This is a genomic window from Sphingomonas kyeonggiensis, from assembly GCF_014196745.1.
GTDB lineage: Bacteria > Pseudomonadota > Alphaproteobacteria > Sphingomonadales > Sphingomonadaceae > Sphingomonas > Sphingomonas kyeonggiensis.
Genome location: NZ_JACIEH010000005.1, coordinates 194,645 through 218,345, shown reverse-complemented (window position 1 = coordinate 218,345; position 23,701 = coordinate 194,645). Strand labels below are relative to the sequence as shown.

General features: G+C 67.5%; 23 protein-coding genes. 17 read left to right on the top strand and 6 right to left on the bottom strand.

Features of this window, described 5'->3' with window-relative positions; genetic code table 11:
• Positions 1 to 106 precede the first annotated feature (106 nt).
• From ftsZ to GGR46_RS23875, 3 genes are all read left to right on the top strand, one after another.
• Positions 107 to 1,639: a cell division protein FtsZ gene (gene ftsZ / locus GGR46_RS23885; protein ID WP_184000584.1), complete on the top strand. Its 1,533-nt coding sequence runs from the start codon at positions 107 to 109 to the stop codon at positions 1,637 to 1,639.
• A gap of 90 nt (positions 1,640 to 1,729) precedes the next feature.
• Positions 1,730 to 3,631 carry an SPOR domain-containing protein gene (locus tag GGR46_RS23880; RefSeq protein WP_184000583.1) on the top strand — a complete coding sequence of 634 codons (1,902 nt, stop codon included), beginning with the start codon at positions 1,730 to 1,732 and terminating at the stop codon, positions 3,629 to 3,631.
• Between the two features lie 223 nt (positions 3,632 to 3,854).
• Entirely contained in the window at positions 3,855 to 5,021 is a 1,167-nt protein-coding gene (locus tag GGR46_RS23875) for a deoxyguanosinetriphosphate triphosphohydrolase (RefSeq protein ID WP_184000582.1), read from the top strand.
• A 61-nt stretch (positions 5,022 to 5,082) separates the two neighbouring features.
• Here GGR46_RS23875 and GGR46_RS23870 read toward each other — a convergent pair whose 3' ends face one another.
• Positions 5,083 to 5,352, bottom strand: a complete 270-nt coding sequence (locus tag GGR46_RS23870; RefSeq protein ID WP_184000581.1) for a hypothetical protein — start codon at positions 5,350 to 5,352, stop codon at positions 5,083 to 5,085.
• A 203-nt stretch (positions 5,353 to 5,555) separates the two neighbouring features.
• Between GGR46_RS23870 and GGR46_RS23865 the strand changes: the two genes are divergently transcribed.
• From GGR46_RS23865 to GGR46_RS23840, 6 genes are all read left to right on the top strand, one after another.
• A complete protein-coding gene (locus tag GGR46_RS23865; RefSeq protein WP_184000580.1) occupies positions 5,556 to 7,094 on the top strand; it encodes a DUF1800 domain-containing protein in 1,539 nt (512 codons plus the stop codon).
• Between the two features lie 5 nt (positions 7,095 to 7,099).
• Positions 7,100 to 8,257, top strand: coding sequence for a DUF1501 domain-containing protein (locus GGR46_RS23860; protein ID WP_184000579.1), 1,158 nt, complete (start codon positions 7,100 to 7,102; stop codon positions 8,255 to 8,257).
• 91 nt (positions 8,258 to 8,348) lie between these two features.
• Positions 8,349 to 9,065 (top strand): GDSL-type esterase/lipase family protein, encoded by a 717-nt coding sequence (locus GGR46_RS23855; RefSeq protein WP_184000578.1) that lies wholly within the window; start codon positions 8,349 to 8,351, stop codon positions 9,063 to 9,065.
• A 94-nt stretch (positions 9,066 to 9,159) separates the two neighbouring features.
• The gene (locus GGR46_RS23850; protein WP_184000577.1) at positions 9,160 to 10,296 is read left to right on the top strand and encodes an acyltransferase family protein; all 1,137 of its coding nucleotides are present in this window, start codon (positions 9,160 to 9,162) and stop codon (positions 10,294 to 10,296) included.
• A gap of 276 nt (positions 10,297 to 10,572) precedes the next feature.
• On the top strand, positions 10,573 to 11,544 hold the full coding sequence (locus GGR46_RS23845; protein ID WP_184000576.1) for a poly(ethylene terephthalate) hydrolase family protein: 972 nt from the start codon (positions 10,573 to 10,575) through the stop codon (positions 11,542 to 11,544).
• Positions 11,545 to 11,616: 72 nt separating this feature from the next.
• The gene (locus GGR46_RS23840) at positions 11,617 to 12,045 is read left to right on the top strand and encodes a hypothetical protein (protein WP_184000575.1); all 429 of its coding nucleotides are present in this window, start codon (positions 11,617 to 11,619) and stop codon (positions 12,043 to 12,045) included.
• Here GGR46_RS23840 and GGR46_RS23835 read toward each other — a convergent pair whose 3' ends face one another.
• Positions 12,046 to 12,699 carry a TetR family transcriptional regulator gene (locus GGR46_RS23835; RefSeq protein WP_184000574.1) on the bottom strand — a complete coding sequence of 218 codons (654 nt, stop codon included), beginning with the start codon at positions 12,697 to 12,699 and terminating at the stop codon, positions 12,046 to 12,048.
• 176 nt (positions 12,700 to 12,875) lie between these two features.
• Between GGR46_RS23835 and argS the strand changes: the two genes are divergently transcribed.
• From argS to nagZ, 3 genes are all read left to right on the top strand, one after another.
• Positions 12,876 to 14,597: an arginine--tRNA ligase gene (argS, locus tag GGR46_RS23830; protein WP_184000573.1), complete on the top strand. Its 1,722-nt coding sequence runs from the start codon at positions 12,876 to 12,878 to the stop codon at positions 14,595 to 14,597.
• A gap of 3 nt (positions 14,598 to 14,600) precedes the next feature.
• Entirely contained in the window at positions 14,601 to 15,326 is a 726-nt protein-coding gene (locus tag GGR46_RS23825) for an SPOR domain-containing protein (protein WP_184000572.1), read from the top strand.
• A gap of 79 nt (positions 15,327 to 15,405) precedes the next feature.
• A complete protein-coding gene (gene nagZ / locus GGR46_RS23820) occupies positions 15,406 to 16,419 on the top strand; it encodes a beta-N-acetylhexosaminidase (RefSeq protein ID WP_184000571.1) in 1,014 nt (337 codons plus the stop codon).
• A 67-nt stretch (positions 16,420 to 16,486) separates the two neighbouring features.
• Here nagZ and GGR46_RS23815 read toward each other — a convergent pair whose 3' ends face one another.
• Positions 16,487 to 18,241, bottom strand: a complete 1,755-nt coding sequence (locus GGR46_RS23815; RefSeq protein ID WP_221262987.1) for a di-heme-cytochrome C peroxidase — start codon at positions 18,239 to 18,241, stop codon at positions 16,487 to 16,489.
• Positions 18,242 to 18,436: 195 nt separating this feature from the next.
• Here GGR46_RS23815 and GGR46_RS23810 point away from each other — a divergent pair, with 195 nt between their 5' ends.
• From GGR46_RS23810 to tatC, 5 genes are all read left to right on the top strand, one after another.
• Positions 18,437 to 19,171 carry a segregation and condensation protein A gene (locus GGR46_RS23810; RefSeq protein WP_184000570.1) on the top strand — a complete coding sequence of 245 codons (735 nt, stop codon included), beginning with the start codon at positions 18,437 to 18,439 and terminating at the stop codon, positions 19,169 to 19,171.
• Positions 19,168 to 19,773, top strand: coding sequence for an SMC-Scp complex subunit ScpB (scpB, locus tag GGR46_RS23805; RefSeq protein ID WP_184000569.1), 606 nt, complete (start codon positions 19,168 to 19,170; stop codon positions 19,771 to 19,773). The genes GGR46_RS23810 and scpB overlap by 4 nt, the downstream gene beginning before the upstream one ends.
• A 74-nt stretch (positions 19,774 to 19,847) precedes the next feature.
• Entirely contained in the window at positions 19,848 to 20,084 is a 237-nt protein-coding gene (locus tag GGR46_RS23800; protein WP_184000568.1) for a twin-arginine translocase TatA/TatE family subunit, read from the top strand.
• Positions 20,085 to 20,139: 55 nt separating this feature from the next.
• Positions 20,140 to 20,679: a Sec-independent protein translocase protein TatB gene (gene tatB, locus GGR46_RS23795; RefSeq protein WP_184000567.1), complete on the top strand. Its 540-nt coding sequence runs from the start codon at positions 20,140 to 20,142 to the stop codon at positions 20,677 to 20,679.
• Positions 20,676 to 21,458, top strand: coding sequence for a twin-arginine translocase subunit TatC (gene tatC / locus GGR46_RS23790; protein WP_184000566.1), 783 nt, complete (start codon positions 20,676 to 20,678; stop codon positions 21,456 to 21,458). Before tatB ends, tatC begins: the two co-directional genes overlap by 4 nt.
• A gap of 59 nt (positions 21,459 to 21,517) precedes the next feature.
• Here the strand turns inward: tatC and GGR46_RS23785 are convergent, their stop codons facing one another.
• From GGR46_RS23785 to GGR46_RS23775, 3 genes are all read right to left on the bottom strand, one after another.
• Positions 21,518 to 21,652: an entericidin A/B family lipoprotein gene (locus GGR46_RS23785; RefSeq protein WP_184000565.1), complete on the bottom strand. Its 135-nt coding sequence runs from the start codon at positions 21,650 to 21,652 to the stop codon at positions 21,518 to 21,520.
• A gap of 293 nt (positions 21,653 to 21,945) precedes the next feature.
• On the bottom strand, positions 21,946 to 23,520 hold the full coding sequence (locus tag GGR46_RS23780; RefSeq protein WP_246426336.1) for a sensor histidine kinase: 1,575 nt from the start codon (positions 23,518 to 23,520) through the stop codon (positions 21,946 to 21,948).
• A gap of 10 nt (positions 23,521 to 23,530) precedes the next feature.
• Complete coding sequence (locus GGR46_RS23775) at positions 23,531 to 23,698, bottom strand: NepR family anti-sigma factor (RefSeq protein WP_343058337.1); 168 nt, start codon at positions 23,696 to 23,698, stop codon at positions 23,531 to 23,533.
• Positions 23,699 to 23,701: the final 3 nt, after the last annotated feature.

Genomic DNA, 23,701 nt, shown 5'->3' with positions numbered 1-23,701 from the left:
CGTTGGTAACTTCGCGTTCCCTCTAGAGTCGCCCTCTGCGTTCGTGCAGAACGGGGGCTAGATTACGCGTCCGTGACAGCTGAATGGACGCAGGGAGACCAAGGCGATGAGTATCGATTTCCTTCCGCCCGAAGTGGACGAGCTGACCCCGAAGATCACCGTTGTCGGTGTGGGCGGCGCGGGCGGCAACGCGATCGCGAACATGATCCGCGCGGACGTGCAGGGTGTCGATTTCATCGTCGCCAACACCGACGCACAGGCGCTCAAGCAGTCGAGCGCGGGCCATCGGATCCAGCTCGGCGCCAAGATCACCCAGGGCCTCGGCGCCGGCTCGCGGCCCGAGATCGGCCGCGCTGCCGCCGAAGAGACGATCGATAGCGTCCAGAAGGCGCTCGAGGGCGCCCACATGGTGTTCATCGCCGCCGGCATGGGCGGCGGCACCGGCACCGGCGCCGCTCCGGTCATCGCCAAGACGGCCCGCGACATGGGCATCCTTACGGTCGGTGTGGTCACCCGGCCGTTCGCCTTCGAGGGCAAGCGCCGTGCGGCTTCGGCCGAGGCGGGCATCAACGAACTGCAGAAGTACGTCGATACCCTCATCGTCATTCCGAACCAGAACCTGTTCCTCATCGCCAACGCGAACACGACCTTCAAGGAAGCGTTCGAAATGGCGGACGAGGTGCTGCAGCAGGGCGTGCGCGGCATCACCGACCTGATGGTCATGCCGGGCCTCATCAACCTCGACTTCGCCGACGTCCGCTCGGTGATGCAGGAGATGGGCAAGGCGATGATGGGCACCGGCGAGGCCGAGGGCGACGACCGCGCGCTCATCGCCGCGCAGAAGGCGATCGCCAACCCGCTGCTCGACGGTGTGTCGATGAACGGCGCCAAGGGCGTGATCGTCTCGATCACCGGCGGCGAGGACATGCGCCTGCTCGAGGTCGACGAGGCCGCCAACCATATCCGCGAGCTGGTCGATCCGGACGCGAACATCATCTGGGGTTCGGCCTTCAATCCGGAGCTCGAAGGCAAGATCCGCGTCTCGGTCGTCGCGACCGGCATCGATGCCGACGCCCAGGCCGTCGCCGCGCCGCGTGCTGCCGAGCAGCCGCGCGTCTTCTCCTTCTCCACCCCGCGCCGCACCACGGCGGCCGATCCGGTCCCGGTTGCAGCGTCGGAGCCGGAAGCCGCTCCGGTCGCCGAGGAAGCGCCGCTGACGCCGCCGGTCCCCGAGGCCTATGAGCCCGTGGCCGAGGCGCCCGCGCCGCTCTCGCCGCCGGTTCCCGAAGCCTATGAGCCCGAGCCGCAGCCCGCCGCGCCGGTCCAGTCGAACTGGGTCGATGACGGCAAGGACGAGGACGAGCTGGTCCTCGGTGCCGACAGCCTGGTTCCCGAAGCGCCCGTCGCGCCGATCGACGAGCCGGCGCCCGCGCCGACCACGCGCCGTCGCTGGCTGACCGGTGGCGACGAAGAGGAAGCCGCACCTTCGATCCCGGCCGAGAAGCCGGCCAAGAAGAGCGGCGGCACCTTGTTCGAGCGCATGGCCATGGCCTCGCGCGGCGCTTCCAAGTCGGATGACGATGCGGACAAGGATCCGCTCGACATTCCGCGCTTCCTGCGCAGCCAGAACAACCAGTAAGCCATTCGTCGCCGGCCGGGCCCGCTTCGGCGAGCCCGGCCAGCGCAGTCATTGGCGGTTCAGCGCAAACAGGCGCAGGCTGGTGGGAACATGAACCGGATACGCTTTATCGGTGCTGCGGTGCTCGCTCTGGCGACTGCCCAGGTGGCGCCTGCCTTCGCCCAGACCGAGGTGGTCGCCCAGCCCAATCCCGACGCGGACCGGCTGGCCAACGACATTCGCATGCTCGCCAGCGATCCGCGTGACCTGCGGACCCTGCTCGACGCGGGCATGACCAGCGCGCGGCTGGGGGATACCTCCGCCGCTCTGGCTTTCTTCCAGCGTGCCGAGGTGATCGCGCCGGCCGACCCGCGGGTTGCCGCCGGCCGGGCGATGGTGCTGGTCCGGCTCGAGCGGCCGGGCGAGGCGCTGCAGCTGTTCCAGTCCGCCGAGGCGCGCGGGCTCAATCCGCGCGAATATGCTGCCGATCGCGGCTTTGCGTACGATCTGCTCGGCCAGCCTGGGCTTGCCCAGCGCGATTACAAGCTCGCGCTTTCCAACGACCGCGACGATGCCGAGACGCAGCGTCGCTATGCCCTGTCGCTCGGCATCACCGGCGACAAGGAGGAGGCGATGCGCGCGCTCGACCCGCTGCTCCGCCGTAGCGATCGTGCAGCCTGGCGTGCGCGCGCCTTCATCCTGGCGATGAACGGCGACACGGCGGGCGCGGAGAAGATCGCCTCCAGCATGATGCCGGGATCGATGGGCCAGTCGCTCTCGCCCTTCTTCCGCCGCCTTGCCGGGCTGGCGCCGGCCGATCGTGCCTTCGCGGTGCATTTCGGCGAGCTTTCGCCGACCCAGGCCCGGCTGGCCGATGCGCGTCTGGCGCCGCAGCTGCCGCGCTATGTGCCGGCTCCGCGCCCGGTCGAACTTGCCGCCGCGCCGCCGGTCGCCGCGCCCGCACCGGAGCCCAAGGACCGGGACCGCCGTTCCCGCAGGGATCGCGAGCGGGACCAGAAGCTCGCGGCGGTCACCGTCGTGCGCCAGCCGGTGGCGCCCGCGCCGCAGCCGGCGCCCGACGAGAACCTCCCGCCGCCGCCGCGCTTCGTGGCCCCGCCCACGCCGATCGTGCAGCCCCTGCCGGCGCCGAAGCGCGAGGAGGAGCCGAGCGAGGTTACCGAGCGCCCGGCCGCCACGCCTGTCCGCCCGACGCCTGCGCCGGTACGCCCGGCCTCGACGCCGGCGCCGGTGCGCGCCGCCGAGGCGCCGCCCGTCCGCACCGCGCCGTCGCCTGCGCCGGTCACCCTTGCCGCCGCGCAGCCGGTGGTCCAGCCGGTGCGCCCGGCGCCGCGCCCCGAGCCGGCGCCGCCCGGACCGGCCAAGGTTGGCCAGGAGGACTCGGTCCTCGCCTCGATCGTCGGCGGGATCACCATTCCCGCCGAGGAACTCGCCACCGTCACCGCGACGCCGACCGAGCCGGTCGTTGAACCTGCGCCGGTCCCGGAGCCGGTACGCGTCGCCGAGGCCAAGCCGGTCGCACCGCCCAAGCCGAAGCCCGAACCGGTCGTCGCCAAGCCCAAGCCCGAGCCGGTCGCGGCCAAGGTCGATCCGAAGAAGCCTGATCCCAAGGCCAAGCCCGACCCCAAGGCCAAGCCGACGGCCGAGGACGCCAGGAAGGGCAAGCCCGATCCCAAGGGCGCCAAGAAGCCCGAACCCAAGAAGCCCGATCCGGCCAAGGCCGATCCAAGCCGCATCTGGGTTCAGGTGGCGGGCGGCGCCAATGAGGATTCGCTCGCCAAGGCGTGGAAGGCGGTGGTCGCCAAGGCATCGGCGCAGCTGAAGGGCAGGGCTGCCTGGACGACGCCGCTGCGCGCCACCAACCGCGTGCTCACCGGCCCGTTCAAGACCAGTGCCGAGGCCCAGGCCTTCGTCAACGCGCTGGGCAAGGCGGGCGTCTCCGGCTTCGTCTTTACCAGCGAAGCGGGGCAGAAGGTGACGAAGCTGGCTCCCTGATCAATTCCTCCCCCAGCTTGTCTCGGGGAGGGGGACCGCTCGCGTAGCGAGTGGTGGAGGGGCGCGCCAAAGGCGCGAACGCCGTTCGACCAGGGTTCACCGCCGCGTTCCGCGCCGGCCCCTCCACCATTTGCTATCGCAAATGGTCCCCCTCCCCGAGACAAGCTGGGGGAGGAATTAGTTCGGCTTCGACATTCCCGTCATCCCGCGATAGGGCGTCCCGGTGAAAGCGATTTCCCCTTGGGCCTCCACGCCGGAAGCCAGCCGCGGCCGTCTCCATCCCGAGCCCGGCGGTACCGCCCGCGGCCCGCGCGACGCCTTTCAGCGCGACCGCGACCGGATCATCCACTCGATCAGCTTCCGCCGCCTGCGCCACAAGACCCAGGTGTTCATGGCGCCCGATGGCGACCATTTCCGCGTGCGGCTCACCCACAGCCTGGAGGTCGCCCAGATCGGCCGCGCCATCGCGCGCACCCTGGGGCTCAACGAGGACCTGACCGAAGCGCTCTGCCTCGCGCACGACATCGGCCATCCGCCCTTCGGCCATGCCGGCGAGAAGGCGCTGGGCGAGGCGCTGGCCGGACAGGGTGGGTTCGATCACAACGGCAACACGCTGCGTACCCTCACCACGATCGAGCGGCCCTATCCGGCCTGGGACGGGCTCAACCTGACCTGGGATACGCTCGAAGGTCTCGCCAAGCACAATGGCCCGATCACCCATCCCGAATGGGCGCTGGCCGAGGCGGATGCTGCCTTCCCGCTGGAGCTGGAGAGCTGGGCCTCGCTCGAGGCGCAGGTCGCCGCGATCGCCGACGACATCGCCTATGACAATCACGACATCGACGACGGCCTGCGCGCCGGGCTGCTCCAGCTCGACCAGCTGTTCGAGCTGCCGATGGTCGCCGATGGCTGGCGCCAGGTGGAGGCGAAGTTCCCCGGTTGCGAGCGCCGCCGGCTGATCAGCGAGCTGATCCGCGCCCAGATCGGCGCGATGGTCAACGACCTGATCGACGCGACCGGCAAGCGCATTGCCGAGAGCGGTGTCGAGACGGTGGCGGACGTTCGTGCGGCGGGCCAGGTGCTCGCGCATTTCTCGGACGGGATGCGCGAGGCCGAGCGGGGCCTCAAGCGCTTCATGTACGCCAATCTCTACCACCATCCGAGCCAGCTCGCCGCCGCCGATGCGGCGCACAAGGTGGTGGCGGGGCTGTTCGCCGCCTATCGCGCCGATCCCGCGCTGATGCCTGCGCAATGGACCGAGGCGCTGCCAGAGGCCGAGCCGGCGCGCAGCCGCCATATCGCCGACTTCATCGCCGGCATGACCGATCGCTACGCCATCGCCCGCTACAAGGAACTGGTCGGCACGATCGAGCTGCCCGAGGGCTTCTGAACGCAAGAAAGGCCGGAGCCATGCGGCCCCGGCCTTCCTGAAACCCTTGCGGGAGTGCGGCTTAGCGCGCGGCCACCACGGCCGACTTCGCCTTGGGCGCACGGAACGACACGCGAGTGTTGTTCACATAGCCATCGACCCAGCCGTTCTTCACGGCGAGACGGAACTTGGCGCCGTCATCGGCGGTGCCTTCGAGGATCTGCTGATCGCCCTTGGTGATCGCCGAATAGGTATAGGTTACGCCGTCCTGCGTGAAGCTGCGGTCGGCAGCGAAAGCGGGGGCGGCAACGGTCAGCGCAGCGGCGGCAGCCGCGAAAAGAAACTTCGACACGATCTTTCTCCTTGATGGTTCAAGAGCCAGATCGGCATCCAATTTGTTCTGTTCTTGCGCCCATAATGTTGCGACGCAGCAAAAGCGGCAATCGCAAAGGCCGGGCGGAACGGTTGCAGAAAACGCAAGCGGATATGTGTCAGCCTGGCAAACTTCTGCGACACTCTGCGCGTATTCCGTCACAAACGGGCCAGGAGAGTCGGATGTCGGACGCCAGTATCGCGCTCAATCGCTTCGGTCTCGGCGCCAGGCCGGGTGAGGATGCGGGGAGCGACCCCCGAAAATGGCTAGCCGGCCAGATCGCGGCTTTCGAGCCGCGGCCCCAGGCGATCGCCGCGCAAGTGCCGAGTACCCAGATCGCAAGCGAACTCGCCGATTTCTACGAGCGCCAGCGCCTGCTCCGCCTCGACAATCCCAAGCCCAGGACGCGCGCCGCGGCGCCGGCCCGGCCCGCCCCCGCGCAGCCGGCCATGGCCGAGGGCGCGGCGATGCAGGACATGCAGGCGATGCAATCGGCCCCGGCAATGCACCCCGGCATGCAGCCGGCCGCCAAGCCGCTCTACCAGGGCGAGGATGCGGCGATGGTCGCCCGGCGCGAGGCGCGGCGCCAGCAGCAACAGGCCTATGTCAGCATGGTCTCGGCCCGAGCCCTGACGGCGATCACCTCGCCCACGCCCTTTGCCGAGCGGCTCGTCCATTTCTGGGCGAACCATTTCGCCGTCTCGGCCGACAAGCTCGAACTGGTCGGGCTTTCGGGCACGATGGAGTTCGAGGCGATCCGCCCGCATGTGATGGGCAAGTTCGGCGACATGCTGAACGCGGTCGAGCGCCATCCGGCGATGCTGCTCTATCTCGACCAGGCGGTGTCGATCGGCCCGAACAGCCCGGCCGCGCAGCGCCAGCGGGGCAAGCGCGGCGGGCTCAACGAGAATCTCGCGCGTGAGATCATGGAGCTCCACACGCTCGGCGTGCGCAGCGTCTACACCCAGGCCGACGTCACCGAATTCGCCCGGGCGATGACCGGTTTCACCGTCGCCGGGATCGGCCGTGCGCGCGGGTCCGGCGACCTGGGCGGCGAGCCCGGCAGCTTCGTCTTCGCCGATCGCCTGCACGAACCGGGCACGCGCACCATCCTGGGCAAGCAGTGGAGCGGGGAGGGCGAGGCCCAGGCCGCCGCGGTGCTCGACCATCTCGCCACGCATCCCGCCACGGCGAAGCACATCGCCACCAAGCTCGCCCGCCATTTCGCGAGCGACGATCCCCCGGCGCCCTTGGTCGCGCGGCTGGAAAAGGCCTTTCTCTCGTCGAAGGGGGACCTGCCCACCGTCTATCGCGCGCTGATCGCCTCGCCCGAATGCTGGGCACCCAAACCGGCCAAGTTCAAGTCGCCCTGGGAATGGTCGATCTCGGCGATGCGCGCGCTGGGCACGCAGCAGGTGCAGCCGAATGCGGTCAACGGCCTGATGGGCCAGCTCGGCCAGCCGGTGTGGAAGCCGGGGTCGCCGGCGGGCTGGGACGATGTCGCCGGCGCCTGGGCCGGGCCCGACGCGGTGATGCGCCGGGTCGAGGCGGCCGAGCGGATGGCGCAGCGCACGAAGAACCTGATCGACGCCCGGCAGCGTGCCGCCGAGCTCTTCCCCGAGGCGCTCAGCGCCAGCACCACCCAGTCGATTGCCCGCGCCGAAAGCCCGGGCCAGGGCCTCGCCCTGATGCTCGTCTCGCCTGAATTCCTGCGGAGGTAAGCCCGATGACCGCTCTTTCCCGTCGCAATTTCGTCGCGCTGGGCGCCTCGGCCATGCTCGCTACCAGCTTTGGCGCGCGCATGGCCTTTGCCCGGGCCGCGACCAACCGCCGCTTCGTCTTCATCATCCAGCGCGGCGCGGCCGACGGCCTGCACACCGTCGCGCCGGTGGGCGACCCCGCTTATGCCGGCCAGCGCGGGGCATTGGCCGAGGACTTCGCTGCCGCGCCGAAGCTCAACGACATGTTCGCGCTGCATCCGGCGATGAAGAACATCCTCGGCCTCTATGGTTCGAAGCAGGCGCTGTTCCTCCATGCCGTCGCCTCGCCCTATCGCGACCGCTCGCATTTCGACGGACAGAATGTGCTCGAGACGGGGGGTACCTCGGCCTATCAGCTCAAGGATGGCTGGCTGAACCGGCTGCTCACCTTGCTGCCCGCCGACGACAAGGCGATCGCACTCGCCGCGACCGTGCCGATGGCGCTGCGCGGGGCGGTGGAGGTGGCAAGCTATGCGCCTTCGGGGCTGCCCGATGCCTCGGACGACCTGATGATGCGCGTCAGCCAGATGTATCAGGGCGACACCCAGCTCCACGGCATCTGGGAGCAGGCGACCGCCACCCGGATGCTCACCAGCGATCTCGCCTCGGACAATGGCAGGAATGCCGCTGCCACCGGCGATCTCGCCGCCAAGATGCTGGCGGCCGAGAATGGCTCGCGCATCGCGATGATCGAGACCGGTGGCTGGGACACGCATGCCGGGCAGAAGGGGCGCCTCGCCGGGCAGCTCAACGGCCTCGACCAGATGGTCGGCGCGCTGCAGAAGGGGCTGGGGCCGCTGTGGAACGACACGGTGGTGCTGGTCGCCACCGAGTTCGGCCGCACCGTGAAGGTGAACGGCACGCAGGGGACCGATCACGGCACCGGCTCGGTCGCGATGCTGATGGGGGGCGCGGTCAACGGGGGCAGGGTGCTCGCCGACTGGCCGGGCCTGGCCGATGCCGCGCTCTACGAGAATCGCGATCTCAAGCCCACGCTGGGCCTGGATACGGTGATCGGCTCCACCCTGTCGGCGCATTTCGGGCTGATGCCGCAGACCGCGGCGCGCAAGCTCTTCCCGGAGGTGCCGCTGGCCAGGCCGCTCCAGGATCTCGTGCGGACCTGAGCCGCTCGCACCCGCCAACCCACCCTTAACCTTCGGGCGCTATGCTGCGCGGATCGCGGGTTGAGGACTGAAAGTGCCGCCGTCTCCACGATTGCCGACTGCCCTGAAGATCGCACTTGCCACCCTGGGCAAGTGTGCGCTCGCGCTCACGGTGTTCACGACGATCTTCGGCGGCTGGCAATGGGTCATGGCGCGCCAGCCTCTGCCCGGTGCGTCGGAGCGGGAGGGCGCCTGCGTGCTCTGGTTCGTCGGCAGCTCGACGATGAGCCGCTGGTCCTCGCTCGAGGCGGACCTGCGCCCCTGGATCGCCCAGAATCGCGGCATTGGCGGCGCGACCATGCAGGAGATCAACCTCCACATCGCGCATGACCAGGCCAAGAAACCGCCCCAGGCGATCGTCTATTATGCCGGGGAGAACGACATCGCCTTCGGGCATACGGTCGATCAGGCGGTTGCCGACCTGCGCGAGTTCCTGGCGATCAAGTCGCGGTTGTTCGGCAACACGCCGGTCTTCATCATCTCGCTCAAGCCCAGCCCGACCCGCTGGGATCGTCTGGCGCAGCAGGAGCGGTACAACGCCGTCGCCAGGGCGATCGCCGATAAGCGTCCCGACATAAGCTATATCGATATCGTGCCGTCGCTGCTCGAGCAGGGGCGGCCGGGGCCCTTCTATACGGAGGACGGCCTGCATCTGAACGATGAAGGCTATCGTCGCTGGAAAGTCGCCGTGCACGAGGCGCTGGACGAGGAAATGCCGAAGAACGTGCTGCAGCGCTGCCATCCCGAGGCATTGCAGGGCCGTACTTGACCTCTTCGGGGAAAATAAGGTTACGCTGAAATTGAGTTCGTTTCGCTCAAACAAGGAACGGGCGATTAAGTAATATATCCTAAATTCCTCTCCAGTGGCTGCACTAGTGGTCATGTGGGGGACGGGATTGCACCGCGAGCGGATAGCTGGGCTGGATAACTGGCGCGCGCTGCTGATGCTGGCGGGGATCTTCCTGCACGCCACCACGGTGCAGAACGTCGATCGGCCGCTCTTCGTCCTCATCGAGAAGACATCCTCCAATTTCCGCATGGGGACTTTCTTCGCGGTGGCTGGCCTGCTCAGCCTGCTGGCGCTGCGCAAGCGCGGGCCGGAGGCCTGGCTGGCCCGGCGCAGCTTCCAGATCGGCGTACCGATGCTCTTCGGCCTGTGCGTCCTCGCACCGCTGATGAGCGCGCTTTCCTGCTGGCACCGACTGGGCGTCGCGCTGCCCGGCCTGCCGGAATTCGGCTGGTGGCATTTCTGGTTCCTGGTCGATCTGCTTGCCTTCGCGCCGCTCACCTTCTGGCTCTATCGCATGGACCAGATGCACGGGCTCTTCGCCGGAATCGATCGATGGATGGAAGTGCATCGGCCTTCGGTGACCCTGATCCTCCTCGCCATGGGGGCGACGGCCACGGCCGGGGTGCTCCTGCTCGGCCAGATAGCCGCGGAGGCGGGACCGCTCGCCGAACCGATATGGGCGGCGCACCAGGTGGTGGCCTATGCGCCCCTCTATGCGTTCGGCGTGCTGCTCGCCGGGTCGCCGGTGCTGTTCCATCGCGTGATCGAGCGCACCGGCCCTGCCTTCACGGTACTGGCGCTCGTCTTCGGCATATGCCTGGCGTCGCGGTTGCTGCCAGGGGGAGGAGCAGGGCTCTACGACCGGCCGTCGAGCCTCCTCAACATCGTCACCGCCTGCCTTTGCCCGCCCGCGGTGACCGTGCTGATCCTGCGCTCGGCACTGGCGATGCGCGAGACGCCGCCGCTGTTCCGTCGGATCGCCGATGCCTCCTTCACCATCTACATGGTGCACTTCCCGATCATCCTGCTGCTCGATCTGATGATCGATCCGCTGCGGCTCGATCCCTACCTCGCCTATGCGCTGGTGGTCGGGCTGTCGGGCTGGCTGTCCTATCTGGTGCATCGCGAGTTCGTCCAGCGCTCCGCTTTCGCGGCGATGCTGCTCAACGGCATCAACCCGGCCAAGCCTCGCCCCGTCGCGGCGGAATAGCATTTCGCCGGGTCGGTTGGCGGCTTGTCTGTTATTTACATACAATCTTGATTGTAAGTTATGGCAGGCATAGGCTGCAGGCACCGGCGGAGACCGGGGATGGGGGAGGAGTGCACGCGTCGATTGCCCAGGTGCGGCCGGCGCGCATCAAGACAGGCCTGGCTTCCCCTTCGCCACTCCGCCGGCCGAACCGCTTCGGTCCGCGCCATGCGATCCGATGGAGCGTCGTCGACACGGTTCGAGGGAGAAAAACGACAAGAGCGCAAGGAGAGGCAGATGAAGAGACTATCCCGAGCGATATGCACCACGCTGGTTTCCGCCACCGCATTGGCCGTCGCCCAGCCGGCAGCCGCCCAGTCCGTTCCCAATGCCCCGACCGGACCGGTCGAGACGCAATATTATGCCAATGGTCCGTTCGCGACGACTACGACGCGGTCCACTGCCGCCTGTGATTCCAAGGGCAATCAGTGCGACGTCTTCTATCCGGCCAACATCGCCTCCTCGACCACGCGCCTGCCGCTGGTGGTCTGGGCGAACGGCACCGCCTCCACGCCGGATAATTACACCATCTGGCTCAAGCATCTCGCCAGCTGGGGCTTCGTCGTCGTGGCGACGCGGGACCAGCAGACGGGCTATGGCAACACCGCGCTGGATTCGCTTGCCTATATGCAGGCGCAGGACATCAATCCGGCCAGCCCCTTCTATCAACGCATCGATTTCGCGCATGTCGGCGCGGCGGGGCATTCGCAGGGGGCGTCCGGCGCCGCCAATGCGATGTTCCATTCGGGCGGCGTGATCAAGACCACGGTGACGTTCGAGCTGCCGAACCAGAATTGGTGCAACCCGGCGGACAATTGCCTGCTCACGCCCACGCTGACCGGTGGTTCCGGCTCGATCTTCTATGTCAGCGGCACCGCGGACAGCCTGATCGCACCGGATACCCAGAGCGGCGGCACCCAGCTCAATTCGCAGACTGCCTATTACAACGCCACGCCTGCGGGGATGCTGAAGGCCAAGGGGCTGCTGAAGGGCGCCAATCACAACGACGTCACCGGAACGCCGGGATGCGGCCTGCTCGGTTTCCTCAAGGCCTGCGCCAACGGCGTGTACGGCTATCTGGGCTTTCCGACTGCCTGGCTGGCCTGGCAGCTCAAGGGCGATGCGACCGCGGGGGCCGCATTCAAGAACGGCACCGGCGAGTTTTTCACCGCGACCGCCTGGCAGGGCCGGGTCTCCAATATCCCGTGAGCAACTGGTCGCGCGCCGCTGTCCGGGCGGCGCGCGACCGATTTTTCGGGTCGGTCGGTGCAGGAGAGGGGCATGCCGGTACGTCGTATAGTTCTATTGATGTTTGGCGTCGCCGCGGCCGCGATTGCGGCGCTGATCGTCTGGCCGCGAAGTGCGCCCCAGGTTCCGGAGGCCGGCACTGTCATCATCCGCCCCGCTGCATCGGCCGCATCGTCCGCCCCGGCGCCAGTGCCCGAGCCCTCTGCCTCGGTACCGCCGCAGCATTCGGCCGTGGAAACCGCGATCCTCGCCTCGATCGGCGATCCCCGCGCCGAACTCCGGGACGTCGTCACCCGCCGCGATGCGCCGCAGATCGCCTGCGGCGAGAAGCGGACCGCTCGCGATCCGGTATTCCGGCGCTTCGTCTGGCTCGGGCATCTCAAGATGCTCGCGACCGATGATGGCTCGCCGGATTTCGGCACCATTGCCGCGGTCTGCAGGGAAGGGCAGCCCGTCCCCTGATCAGTTGCCCGAAGGAAGGGGCGGCCGTCCCCGGGAATCGATCGCGCCGGCACGGATCGCGCCGTCGATCAGCAGCTTGAGGAAATCGATCGAGCGGCGCATCTCCTCGGGATCGGGTGCCAGCACCTGCGCGATGGACAGGCCGCGCGCCGCCCAGACGAACAGGCGGATGCCCGCGAGCAGGCCGGCGTCGTCGCCGCTGCCGAACTGCTGCTTGATCGCTTCGAGCGACATCTGCTCGACCCTGACCTGCATCGGCGTGACCAGCGTAGCCAGCTCGGTGTCGCTGCGCGATGCCTGGAGGATTTCGAGCACCGCCAGGCCGGAGGGGCGGCTCAGCACTTCCCACAGCATTTCCGGCCAGTCGGAAAGATGCGTGCCGCGCCCGGTCTCCGTCGCGATCTCTTCATAGGCGAGCCGTTCGCGGTCATAGACCGTGCCGATGACGTCGGCCATCAACTGCGCGCGCGTGCCGAAATGATGGTGCAGCGCCCCGCGGCTAACGCCGGCTTCCTCGGCGATCGCTTCGGTCGAGGTGCCGCTATAGCCGTTGCGATAGAGCAGCCGGATCGTGGCATCGAGCAGCGCTTCCCGCGTTTCCGCAGTGCGCTCCGCCTGTGTCCGCCGCTTCCTGCTCGGGGCTGTTGCCGCCACGTTCTTCCAACCATTTCCGGTGACGGGAGCCGCCGCCTCGATCCATTTGGCGGCCTGGAGGAAGGTCCGTCAACATGCCTGCGTGCAAACTTCCTTCCCACATCCCATGTAGCGGCGGTGGCGTCGCGCCTTCGCATCCGCTAAGGCCCGCGCTTCCGTCACTATTGGAACCGTGAATGACGCTCTACGTACGCTTCGCCGCGCATCTCAACCTTGCCCTGGATGCGCTCGTCCTCGCCGGCGATCTGCCTGCGGGGCTGGAGCGACGTGCGATCACGGTGGAGCCGCCGCGGGATACGTCGCATGGCGACCTTGCTACCAACGCCGCGATGGTCCTCGCCAAGCCGGCTGGCACCAATCCGCGCGCGCTCGCCGAGAAGATCGGCGCCGAGCTGGAGAAGCTGGACGAGGTCGCTTCGGTCTCGATCGCCGGCCCGGGCTTCATCAATCTGACGCTGACCGACGCCACCTGGCGCGGCGAGCTGACGACGATCCTCGATGCCGGCGACGATTATGGCCGCTCGACTGTAGGCGCTGGCACGACGGTGAATGTCGAATATGTCTCGGCCAATCCGACCGGCCCGATGCACATGGGCCATTGCCGCGGCGCGGTGGTGGGCGATGCGCTCGCCGCCCTGCTCGAGTTCGCGGGGCACAAGGTGATCCGCGAATATTACGTCAACGACGCGGGCGGCCAGGTCGACGTCCTCGCCCGCTCGGCGCACCTGCGCTACCGTGAGGCGCTGGGCGAGACGATCGAGATTCCCGAGGGCCTGTATCCCGGCGAGTATCTGAAACCGGTCGGCGCGAAGCTGGCCGCCGAGTTCGGCGACAAGTACGTTTCCGCGCCGGAGAGCGAATGGCTGGTCCTGTTCCGCAAGACCGCCGTCGCCGCGATGATGGACATGATCCGCGCCGACCTGGCGCTGCTCGGCATCCATCACGACCTGTTCTCGTCCGAGGCCGAACTGCAGGCCGCCGGTAAGCCCGAACAGGCCGAGGCCTGGCTGCGTGAGCGCGGCTTTGTCTATGACGGCGTGCTGGAAGCCCCCAAGGGCGAGACGCCCGAGGATTGGGAGCCGGTCGAGCTGCCGCTGTTCCGCTCGACGCAGTTCGGCGACGATCAGGATCGCCCGATCAAGAAGTCGAACGGCGCCTGGACCTATTTCGGTGCCGATCTCGCCTATCACTTCCAGAAGGCGCAGTCGGCCGATGCGCTGATCGACATCTGGGGCGCCGACCATGCCGGCACCGTCAAGCGCATCGTCGCCGCGGTGCAGGCGCTGACCGGCGGCGAGACCAAGTTCGACGTCAAGCTGGTCCAGATGGTCCGGCTGCTGCGCGACGGTGAGCCGGTGAAGATGTCGAAGCGCGCCGGCAACTTCGTCACGCTGGCCGATGTGGTCAACGAAGTGGGCAAGGACGTGGTCCGCTTCACCATGCTGACCCGCAAGGCCGATGCCCAGATGGACTTCGATTTCGCCAAGGTGGTCGAGGCGTCGAAGGACAATCCGGTGTTCTACGTGCAGTATGCGCATGCCCGCGTGGCGTCGCTCGGCCGTCGCACGGCGGAGGCCGGGATCGACTGTGCCGATGTGGACCTGTCTCTGCTTGATACACAGGAGCTCGGGCTGGTTAAGGCCGCCGCACAGTTCCCGCGCATCGTCGAAGCCGCCGCATCGGCACGTGAGCCGCACCGAATTGCCTTCTATCTCTATGACTTGGCGGCGGAACTCCATTCCCTGTGGAACCTCGGCAAGGAAGATCCCAGCCGTCGCTTCCTGCTGCCGGATCAGCCGGGCCTGACGTGCGCGCGGCTTTATCTGGCGCGTTCGATCGGGCAGATTGTTCGTAATGGCCTCCGCATCATGGGCGTCGAGGCCGTCCAGGAGATGTAAGGAATGAGCATGCGTGGGGGGGAGGCCGGATTCGGCGACGATGACCGCCTTCCCTGGCTCGAGACGGTGGAAGACGACTATCGCGAAGGTCCGTCGCTCAGCCGTATCCTGTTGCTGGTCCTCCTGCTCCTCGCCGTGCTCGGCGCGGGGGCATTCGGCTATTTCTGGTACCAGAAGCAGAAGAGCCTGGTCGGCAATGGTGAGCTGATCGCTGCGCCCGCGGGCGACTACAAGGTCAAGCCCGACGAACCGGGCGGCATGAAGGTGGACGGCGAGGGCGACACCGTCTTCGCCACCAGCCAGGGCAATAGCGGCAATTCGAGCATCGACGTCAGCGCGCTGCCCGAGGCCCCGGTCGAGGGCAGGAAGGTCGCCGAGAAGGCACCTTCGCTGTCCGGAGAGAGGAACGCCAAGGTCGCGATCCCGTCGAGCGCCAGCAAGGCGGACGCCCAGCCCCGGCACGTGCCGGTGATCGCCCCGCAGGCGAGCGGTTCGGGCGCGCTGATCCAGCTCGGCGCGTTCCCGGACGAAGCCGGGGCCAATACCGCCTGGGCGCGCCTGTCCAGGCGCTTCTCCTACCTCGCGCCGCTCGGCAAGTCGGTCGAGCGCGGCGAGAAGGACGGCAAGGCGCTGTTCCGCCTGCGCGTGAACGCCGGCTCGAACGGTCAGGCGAAGGAACTGTGCGGCAAGCTCAAGGTGGCCGGCGAGAGTTGCTACGTGGCGAACTGACGCCCGGCCATGCCGGACGGGCATGGCCGATCGTCGCAAGGGACTTATCCCGCGCGCGCCGCTTCGCTAAGACGGCGGCATGAAGCCTGTAATCTTCGGCGTATCCGGCCTGGCCCTCACGGCCGAGGAACGCGATTTCTTCCGTGATGCCGATCCGCTCGGCTACATCTTCTTCAAGCGCAATTGCGAGAGCCGCGACCAGATGCGCGCGCTCACCGAGGAGCTGCGCGAACTCAGCGGCCGCGCCGACCTGCCGATCCTGATCGACCAGGAAGGCGGCCGTGTCAGCCGCATGGTCCCGCCAGAATGGCCGGCTTTCCCGGCGGGCGACGTGTTCGGCCGGCTCTATGACGTCGCCCCGATCTCGGCGATCGAGGCGGCGCGGGCGAACTATCATGCGCTCGGGATGATGCTGGCCGAGGTCGGCGTCACCGTCGATTGCGCGCCGCTGCTCGACGTCGTGACGCCGGAAGTGACCAAGGCGATCGGCGACCGCGCGTTCGGCAGCGAGCCGATGCGCGTCGCGGCGCTCGGCCAGGCCTGTGTCGAGGGCCTGCGCCGGGGCGGGGTGGTCGGCGTGGTCAAGCACATGCCGGGCCATGGCCGGGCGCTGGTCGACAGCCATCTCGAGCTGCCGCGCGTCAAGGTGGATGCCGTGGCGCTGGAGCAGGACATCGCGCCGTTCCATGCGCTCAAGGGTGCGCCGATGGGCATGACCTGCCATGTCGTGTTCGAGGCCTGGGACGCAGAGCGCCCCGCCACGCTCTCGCCGACCGTGATCCGGGAGATCATCCGCGGCCGTATCGGCTTCGATGGGCTGCTGATGACCGACGACATCGACATGAAGGCGCTTTCCGGCACGCCGGGCGAGAAGGCGACCCAGGCATTGGCCGCCGGCTGTGACGTTGTGCTCGATTGCTGGGCGCGGATGGACGAGATGATCGAGATCATCGGGCTGCTGCCCGATGCGACGCCCGAGTGCATCGAGCGCCTCGATCGCGCCATGGCGACGACGGGTGCCGACGAACCCGAGGTGGATTTCGCGGAACTGATCGCCAAGCGGGACGAGCTGCTGGCGCTCGTCCCGGCCTGAGCCCATCGACATTCAGAATTTCCCCCTCCCTTGCGGGGAGGGGAGCGGAAGAAGGCGCTATCCGGCCTCAGAGCATCTTGAGGTACTCGAGCAGTGCCGCCTTGTCCTCGGCGCTGAACTTGGTGCCGAATTCATGGCCGCACCGGCTGTTGCCCGAGTTGAGCTGGTCGCAGCCCGTGGTGGTGACCACATGGTTGCCCGCCTGCTGTGAGGCGATGCCGACGCGCGTCACGTCATAAGCGCGGCCCATCTTGAAGCTCGCCGGCCGCTCGGCCGCGGGCTTCAGCAGATCCGCCAGCGTCGGCACCGATCCGTTGTGGAGATAGGGCGCCGCGGCCCAGATCCCGTACATCACGCGCGATTCATAGGAGCCGGGCGCCACCGCTGCTGCCGATGCCGCTTCCGTCGTCGACTTGCCGCCGAAGGCGCCGGTGATTTCCTCCAGCGACTTGGGGAGCTTCGCATTGCTCTTCAGCGTGCCGGTCTCGGCCAGGCTCGCCTTGAAGGGGTCGGCGTTCTGCAGGATCGAGCCGACCACGGCGAAGCCGAGCAGGCTGAACGACGTGGTCTTCTGCGGGATGGGGGTACCGAAGGGCGGGAACAGCTTGCCCCCGGCGAGCGAGCCCGAATCGGCGGTGCGGGCCAGGATGTCCCATTCGCGGGTATCGGTGCCGACATTCTGGATCGGCGTCGCCCAGGTGCTGAAATTGGGGAAGCGGATCTTCCCCGCCTTCTGGTCGTGGCAGCTGCCGCAGCTCGGGCTGTCCGGCGTCGACATCGCCCAGACCTGCTGCCCGCGTGCGGCGAGTTTCTGGTCGATCGGCCAGGGCCAGGCGGGCGCGCCGATCAGCTTGATCGATCCCTCCAGCTTGCCCAGCCCGCTGAAGTTCGCCGAGTTGTTGGCCAGGAAATCGACACGGCCCTTGCCCTTGTTCACCGGGTGGAAGGTGGCGAACACGCCGTAGACCTCACCCAGATTGCGGGCGAGGCCGAGCAGGTCGTTGCCATTGTCGGCAAAGCCGGGCCACTGCGTCATGTCCTGCTTCGCGGCGTTCCACAGGAAGGGATAGCGCACGGGCGCATCGGCCAGCTGGATGTTATTCGGGATCAGATAGGTCGGCGGCTTGCCGATATCGAGCCCGGTCAGCCGGTTGAAGATCATGCTGACGGCGTCCAGCCGGCCCAGGCCCCAGATATTGGCGGTGGGATAGGCGCGGTCGCGCAGGGCATCCTCGCGGGTGTACCAGAGCTGCACCGTCGCCTTGAGCTCGCTGACCGAGACCGGATCCGGATTGGGGCCGAGGACGCTCACCGCGAAGGGGGCGAAGCTGGCGTCGCTCTGCAGCACGCGGCCGACGGCGTCGATCATGTCGGTCAGCAGGCCCTGGAAGTCGGTAAGCGCCGGGCCGCCATCGACCCGGTAGCTGGTGCCGGACACGTCGATCTCGCGCGTGTGGCACGCGGCGCAGTTCATCCCGACGACTTCGTTGCCGGTGGTGCCCGTCAGGGTGAAGCCGATCGGCAGGTCGCCAGGCGTGCCGGAGCGATCGGCGAGATAGCCATAGCGCTGCAGCTTGTCGGTGAGGAACGGCTTGCCGTCCGGCGTGGTGAGCCCCTGGAGCCAGCTATAGGGGATCAGTTGCGAACCCTGGTCCTGCCAGTAGAAGTCCTCGCGGGTGGAGGCATTCCAGCTGGTGCCCTGGTTGAGATAGACCAGAGGCATCGGATCGACCGTCTGGCTGCGCAGCGCGGCGCTGGGCATTGCGACGGCGGACAGGCACAACAGCGCTTTCACGGCGCGCGAGAAGCGGACGTGCGACATCAGATTTCCCCCAAACCAGGCGTAGAACGCCATGCCGGAACAACGAGGGCGACCCTGTGCGATTATCTTTCTTGAATGCCGCGAATCTGATTGGCGCGGGGCCGGTCGTCAATCGGAACAGGGTCCGAAACGGCGCGTATCCGGCTTCGGCCATCGGGAAGTGACTTTCCTCCGGCGCTCTGCTTAGCTTGGGCGATGTCCGAGGAAGCACCCGAAACCCTCAAGATCGACATCGACGGCTGGGAAGGGCCGCTCGATCTGCTGCTGGCGCTCGCGCGCACGCAGAAGGTGGACCTGCGTCAGATCTCGATCCTCCAGCTGGTCGAGCAATATCTCGGTTATGTGAACGAGGCGCGCGAGCTGCGGCTCGAACTGGCCGCCGACTATCTCGTGATGGCGGCCTGGCTGGCCTATCTCAAGTCCGCGCTGCTGCTCCCGCGCAATCCGGAGGAGACGCCCAGCCCCGAGGACCTCGCGCTGCGCCTGCAGCTGCGGCTCGAACGTCTCAACGCGATGCGCGACGCCGGTGCCCGGCTGATGGCGCGTGACCGCACCGGCCGGGACAATTTCTTCCGTGGCGCGCCCGAAGGACTGCGCGTGCTGCGCAAGGCCCGCTACGAGGCCGAGATCTACGATCTGATCGCCGCCTATGGCCGGATCAGCGCGCGCACCCGCCCGGTGATGCACGTCGTCCAGCAGCGCGACGTGATGACGCTGGAGGCGGCGATCGCGCGCGTCTCCTCGCTGATCGGCGCGCGGATCGACTGGAGCACGCTCCAGTCCTTCCTCCCCGAAGGTGCGAGCGGGTCCTATGCCAAGTCGGCGCTCGCCTCGTCCTTCGTCGCTGCGCTGGAGCTGGCCAAGCAGGGCAGGGTCGAGCTCCGCCAGAAATCGGCCTTCGCGCCGCTCTATCTCAAGGCTGCAGGATGACGCCCGAAGACGCAGCCTCTCGCGCGGTGGAGGCCGTGCTGTTCGCCTCCGAGCACCCGATGAACCTGGACGAGATCCGCGCCCATGTCGGCTCGGAGATGGACGTGCGCGCCGCGCTCGCGGCACTCGAGGCGCTCTATGCCGGGCGCGGGGTGGAACTGGTCCGCCGCGGCGACCGCTGGCACTTCCAGACCGCCGCCGATCTCGCCCATCTGCTGCGCCGCAATCGCGAGGAGAGCCGCAAGCTCAGCCGCGCCGGCATCGAGACGCTGGCGATCATCGCCTATCACGAGCCGGTGACGCGCGCCGAGATCGAGGCGATCCGCGGCGTGCAGATTTCGAAGGGCACGATCGACGTGCTGATGGAGGCGGGCTGGGTGCGCCCCGCGGGCCGCCGCGAGGTGCCCGGCCGGCCGCTGATGTACGCCACCACCGGCGGTTTCCTCACCCATTTCGGCCTGTCCAGCCGCCGCGACCTGCCCGGCATCGACGACCTCAAGGCTGCCGGCCTGCTCGATCCGGTCGACCTCGCTTTCGAGGCGCTGGGCGAAAACGAAGGCGCCGAAGAGCCCGAAAGCGAAACTGTCATAGACGACGAATAGGGCCTCCCGGCGTCTCGGCCATTGCCGCAGGTGCCCGGCACGCCTAGATAAAGCCGGAATCGAGGAGATTTGTGATGGGTAGTTTCAGCCTGATGCACTGGCTGCTGTTGGGCGTGGTCGCGATCCTGCTTCTGGGCGGTGGTCGCTTCTCGAACATGATGGGTGATGTCGCCAAGGGCATCAAGCAGTTCAAGAAGGGCATGTCCGAGGACGACGAGGCCGAAAAGCCGGCGACCCGTATCGAGGGCAAGGCGGCTCCTGAGCCGACCGTCCAGCGCGAGGCCGAGCCGGCGCGCGAAGAGAAGCTCTGAACTTCCGCGCCGTTCCCGGCTCAGGGCGCCGGGAGCCGCTTCTGGCGATTGATCGATGCTAGATTTCAACGCGCCCGAGTTCGTGGTGGTCGCCATTGTGGCGCTGCTCGTGATCGGGCCAAAGGATTTGCCCAAGGCGATGCGCTTTGTGGGCAAGTGGTTCGGCAAGGCGCGCGCCGTTGCGCGCCAGTTCCGCTCCGGGTTCGACAACATGATCCGCGAGTCGGAGCTTGCCGAGCTCGAGAAACAATGGGCCGAAGAGAACGCCCGCATCATGGCCCAGCATCCGCCGGCGGCGCTTCCCGCGCCCGCTGCGGAGGCGGAGGTGCATCATGTCGCCGAGGATAGTGCCCCGGTGATGGTCGAGCAGCCGGCGATCCATGACGATACGCCTGGTGTTTCGGCGCCTGCGCCCAAGCCCAAGCGTGCGCGCAAGGCTCCGGCCGCCGCCGTGGAGCCCGTGGCCGAGCCGGTCGCGAAGCCCGCGCCCAAGCCGCGTGCCCGCAAGGCGGCCGCTGCTCCGGTGGAAACGGCCAAGCCCGCATCTAAGCCCCGCGCCCGCAAGGCTGCTCCGCCCGCCGAGGCCGCCGAATGAGGGACATCGACGACACCCAGCAGCCGCTGCTCGAGCATCTGATCGAGTTGCGCCGCCGCCTGCTCTACTGCGTGGCCGCGCTGCTGGTGACCTTCTTCGCCTCCTTCTATTTCTCGAAGGAGATCTACGGCTTCCTCGTCCATCCGCTTGCGGCGGCGGGGCAGAACAAGATCATCTTCACCCAGATCTTCGGGGCGTTCTTCGTCCAGCTGAAGGTGGCGTTCTTCGCGGCGATGATGCTGTCCTTCCCGGTGATCGCGACCCAGCTCTGGCAGTTCGTGGCACCTGGCCTCTACCGGCAGGAGAAGAGGGCGCTGCTGCCCTTCCTGCTGGCGACGCCGGTGCTGTTCATTGCCGGCGCCTCGCTCGCATATTTCGTCGCGATCCCCACCGCCTTGCACTTCCTGCTCGGCTATCAGGGCGATCTCGGCGGGGGCGTACATCAGGAGGCGCTGCCCGAGGCCGAGAAATATCTCGATTTCGTGATGCAGTTCCTCTTCGCGTTCGGCATCACTTTCCTGCTGCCGGTGCTGCTGATGCTGCTCGAGCGCTCGGGTATCGTCACCTATGAGCAGCTGAAGAGCGCCTGGCGCTATGCGGTAGTCGCCGCCTTCGCGATCGCCGCGGTGCTGACGCCGCCGGATGTCGGCTCGCAGCTGCTGCTCGCCTTCCCGCTGATCGGGCTCTATTTCCTCTCCCTGGTCGGGATCTGGTTCACGCGACGGCGCCGGCCGGTGCCCGAAGCGGAGGCAGAGAGCGAAACGGCCGAGACCGCCTAATACGAAAAACCCCTCCCGGTTCGGGAGGGGTTTTCTTTTTCCTGCCTGTAAGAGCTGGCTTATTTGGCGTCGTCGGCGGTTTTGGCGACCGTGTCGCCCGCCGAGGAAACATCCTTGCCCACGCCTTCGACCGTGTTGCAGGCCGAAACCAGCATCGCGCCCGCAAGGGCGACACAGGCGATGATCTTACGCATCACATCTCTCCAAAATACTGGACCATAGGGGTCGGAAGAGAAATGCCCGGGCAGGCGCAAACGTTCCGTCTGCGCAGCAACTGCCTGATCTCGCTGGAAATATGGGAAGGCCCCGAAAAGTTTTAGGCCCGGAAGCGTCACCGGGGGGGGGAGGGTTGACGCTTCCGGGCCCATGTCTTGGATAGCGAGAGCGGGGGGGCAAAAGGTCACTATCCGAAGTGTAAAACGGACCACGCGGTCCGGGGTTCCACGGCCCTCGAACTTTTTTCGAACTTTTTATCCGGGTTTATTGCTCAGGGCCGGCCGGTGATCGCGATCGCCGCCTCATAGGCGCCGGTCAGCGGATCGTGGTGCAGCTTGGTGCGCAGCTGCCGGGCCAGGCCGCCGATGACCCGGCCATAGCGGTTCTCGACCAGCTCCTCGAGCGCCTGGCTCTCGACCAGGGCAGGGGAGGTGATGCGCAGCAGCGCGCGGGTGTCGTCGCCCTCGATCAGCTTGATCGAGATACGGATCTGCGCGGCCGGATTGCAGCTCATCGCCAGCTCGACGATCTCGGTGAGCAGGAAGGCGATGGCGATCGCCACGTCCTGGTTGACCAGCACCGGCGTGAGGTCGAGCGTCACGCCCAGCCCCTGGGCCCGCTCCGGGGCGGTGGCGCGGATATTGGCGGCCAGCTCGCCGATCACCGAGCGCAGGTCGAGCCCGCGATTCTCCTCCAGCTCGGCATAATGGTGGCGATGCACCACCGCGAGCGCATCGACGCGGCGCTGGATCGAGGCATAGGCCTCGGTCGCCTCCTCGCTCTTGGCGCTGCGGGCGTGGAAATTGATCAGGCTGGCGATCACCTGCAGGTTGTTCTTCACCCGGTGGTGGACCTCGCGGGTGAGCTTGGTCTGGCGCACCAGGCCCTCGGCCAGGTCCGCCTCGTGGGCCTGCACCGTGCGGCTGATCTCGCGGAACGTGTCGCCCAGCTCACGGATCTCCGCGGCGGGCATCTCGCCGAAGCGCTTGATGTCGATCACTTCGCCCGGCTTGTAGGCGCCGACGCTGGCGCGCAGGCGGCGCAGCGGACGGATCAGCAGGATGTCGACCACCAGCCAGCTGATGCCGGCCGCCGCGATCCACATCAGCACCAGCACCACGGTATTGATGATCATCGGCGAGGTGATCGGCGTGCCGAGCATCGACATTTCGAACTCGACGCCATCCAGGCCCAGGTCGTTGGGCACGGTCTCGCGCCGGTCGAGCGGGCCGCCGCCCTGGAGCTTGCGCAGCACCAGCCGGTCGCCATGGCCGACCAGCGCCGCGCCATATTCGGGGACGAAGCCGCTCGGCTGCGCGATCGAGGCAAGTGAGGCGGCGGGATAGAAGGCGGTGGCGGTGCCACCGCGATTGCCGCCGATGCGCACCGCCATGCCGCCGTCGGCGAGCACGGTGCGTACCTGGCGTGGCTGGAGCGCATCCTCGTCGGCATGCGCGAAATTCTGCCCGCAGATCACCCGTCCGCCGGCATCGGCGATCGCGAAGCGCGCGCCGGTGGCGGTGGCGAAGGTGCCGGCGAGCCGGGTGCAGGCGGGCGCGTCGTGCGGATTGGCTTCCAGCGCCTCCAGCGAGCTGGAGAGCTGGCCGATATGATTGACCAGCAGGTCGCGCAGCACGTCGCTGCTCTCGCTTGCGGCGACGCGCAGCCGTGCACGCGCCTCGGTATCGGCGTTGCGGGTGCTCTGCAGCGTGGTGAACAGCGCGATCAGCGCCAGCGGCAACAGGCAGACGATCAGGTAGATGAAGACCTTAGCGCCAGTCGGCATAGCCCCCAGCGCCGCCGCCGGACGGACCTTGGCGCGCGGTTCTTCTTCCGAGATCTCCATCCGCTCCGGACTAGTCGAGCTTTTTCAGCAGGTCGAGAAGGTCGTCGGGCACGGCTTCGCTCACGGCCTCGTCATAGGCCTGACGCAGCGCTTCGCCCACATTGCGATCGGGGCGACCGGTTTCCTTTCCGCCATCGGATTTGGGCGGTTTTTTCATTTCATCATCCGCGGAACGCACCAA

Bases quoted from the DNA above. Each gene is read 5' to 3' on its own strand.
- ftsZ (WP_184000584.1), top strand. From the start codon at position 107: ATGAGTATCGATTTCCTTCCGCCCGAAGTGGACGAGCTGACCCCGAAG.
- GGR46_RS23880 (WP_184000583.1), top strand. From the start codon at position 1,730: ATGAACCGGATACGCTTTATCGGTGCTGCGGTGCTCGCTCTGGCGACT.
- GGR46_RS23865 (WP_184000580.1), top strand. From the start codon at position 5,556: ATGTCGGACGCCAGTATCGCGCTCAATCGCTTCGGTCTCGGCGCCAGG.
- GGR46_RS23860 (WP_184000579.1), top strand. From the start codon at position 7,100: ATGACCGCTCTTTCCCGTCGCAATTTCGTCGCGCTGGGCGCCTCGGCC.
- GGR46_RS23845 (WP_184000576.1), top strand. From the start codon at position 10,573: ATGAAGAGACTATCCCGAGCGATATGCACCACGCTGGTTTCCGCCACC.
- GGR46_RS23840 (WP_184000575.1), top strand. From the start codon at position 11,617: ATGCCGGTACGTCGTATAGTTCTATTGATGTTTGGCGTCGCCGCGGCC.
- argS (WP_184000573.1), top strand. From the start codon at position 12,876: ATGACGCTCTACGTACGCTTCGCCGCGCATCTCAACCTTGCCCTGGAT.
- GGR46_RS23825 (WP_184000572.1), top strand. From the start codon at position 14,601: ATGAGCATGCGTGGGGGGGAGGCCGGATTCGGCGACGATGACCGCCTT.
- nagZ (WP_184000571.1), top strand. From the start codon at position 15,406: ATGAAGCCTGTAATCTTCGGCGTATCCGGCCTGGCCCTCACGGCCGAG.
- GGR46_RS23815 (WP_221262987.1), bottom strand. From the start codon at position 18,241: ATGTCGCACGTCCGCTTCTCGCGCGCCGTGAAAGCGCTGTTGTGCCTG.
- GGR46_RS23810 (WP_184000570.1), top strand. From the start codon at position 18,437: ATGTCCGAGGAAGCACCCGAAACCCTCAAGATCGACATCGACGGCTGG.
- scpB (WP_184000569.1), top strand. From the start codon at position 19,168: ATGACGCCCGAAGACGCAGCCTCTCGCGCGGTGGAGGCCGTGCTGTTC.
- GGR46_RS23800 (WP_184000568.1), top strand. From the start codon at position 19,848: ATGGGTAGTTTCAGCCTGATGCACTGGCTGCTGTTGGGCGTGGTCGCG.
- tatB (WP_184000567.1), top strand. From the start codon at position 20,140: ATGCTAGATTTCAACGCGCCCGAGTTCGTGGTGGTCGCCATTGTGGCG.
- tatC (WP_184000566.1), top strand. From the start codon at position 20,676: ATGAGGGACATCGACGACACCCAGCAGCCGCTGCTCGAGCATCTGATC.
- GGR46_RS23785 (WP_184000565.1), bottom strand. From the start codon at position 21,652: ATGCGTAAGATCATCGCCTGTGTCGCCCTTGCGGGCGCGATGCTGGTT.
- GGR46_RS23780 (WP_246426336.1), bottom strand. From the start codon at position 23,520: ATGGAGATCTCGGAAGAAGAACCGCGCGCCAAGGTCCGTCCGGCGGCG.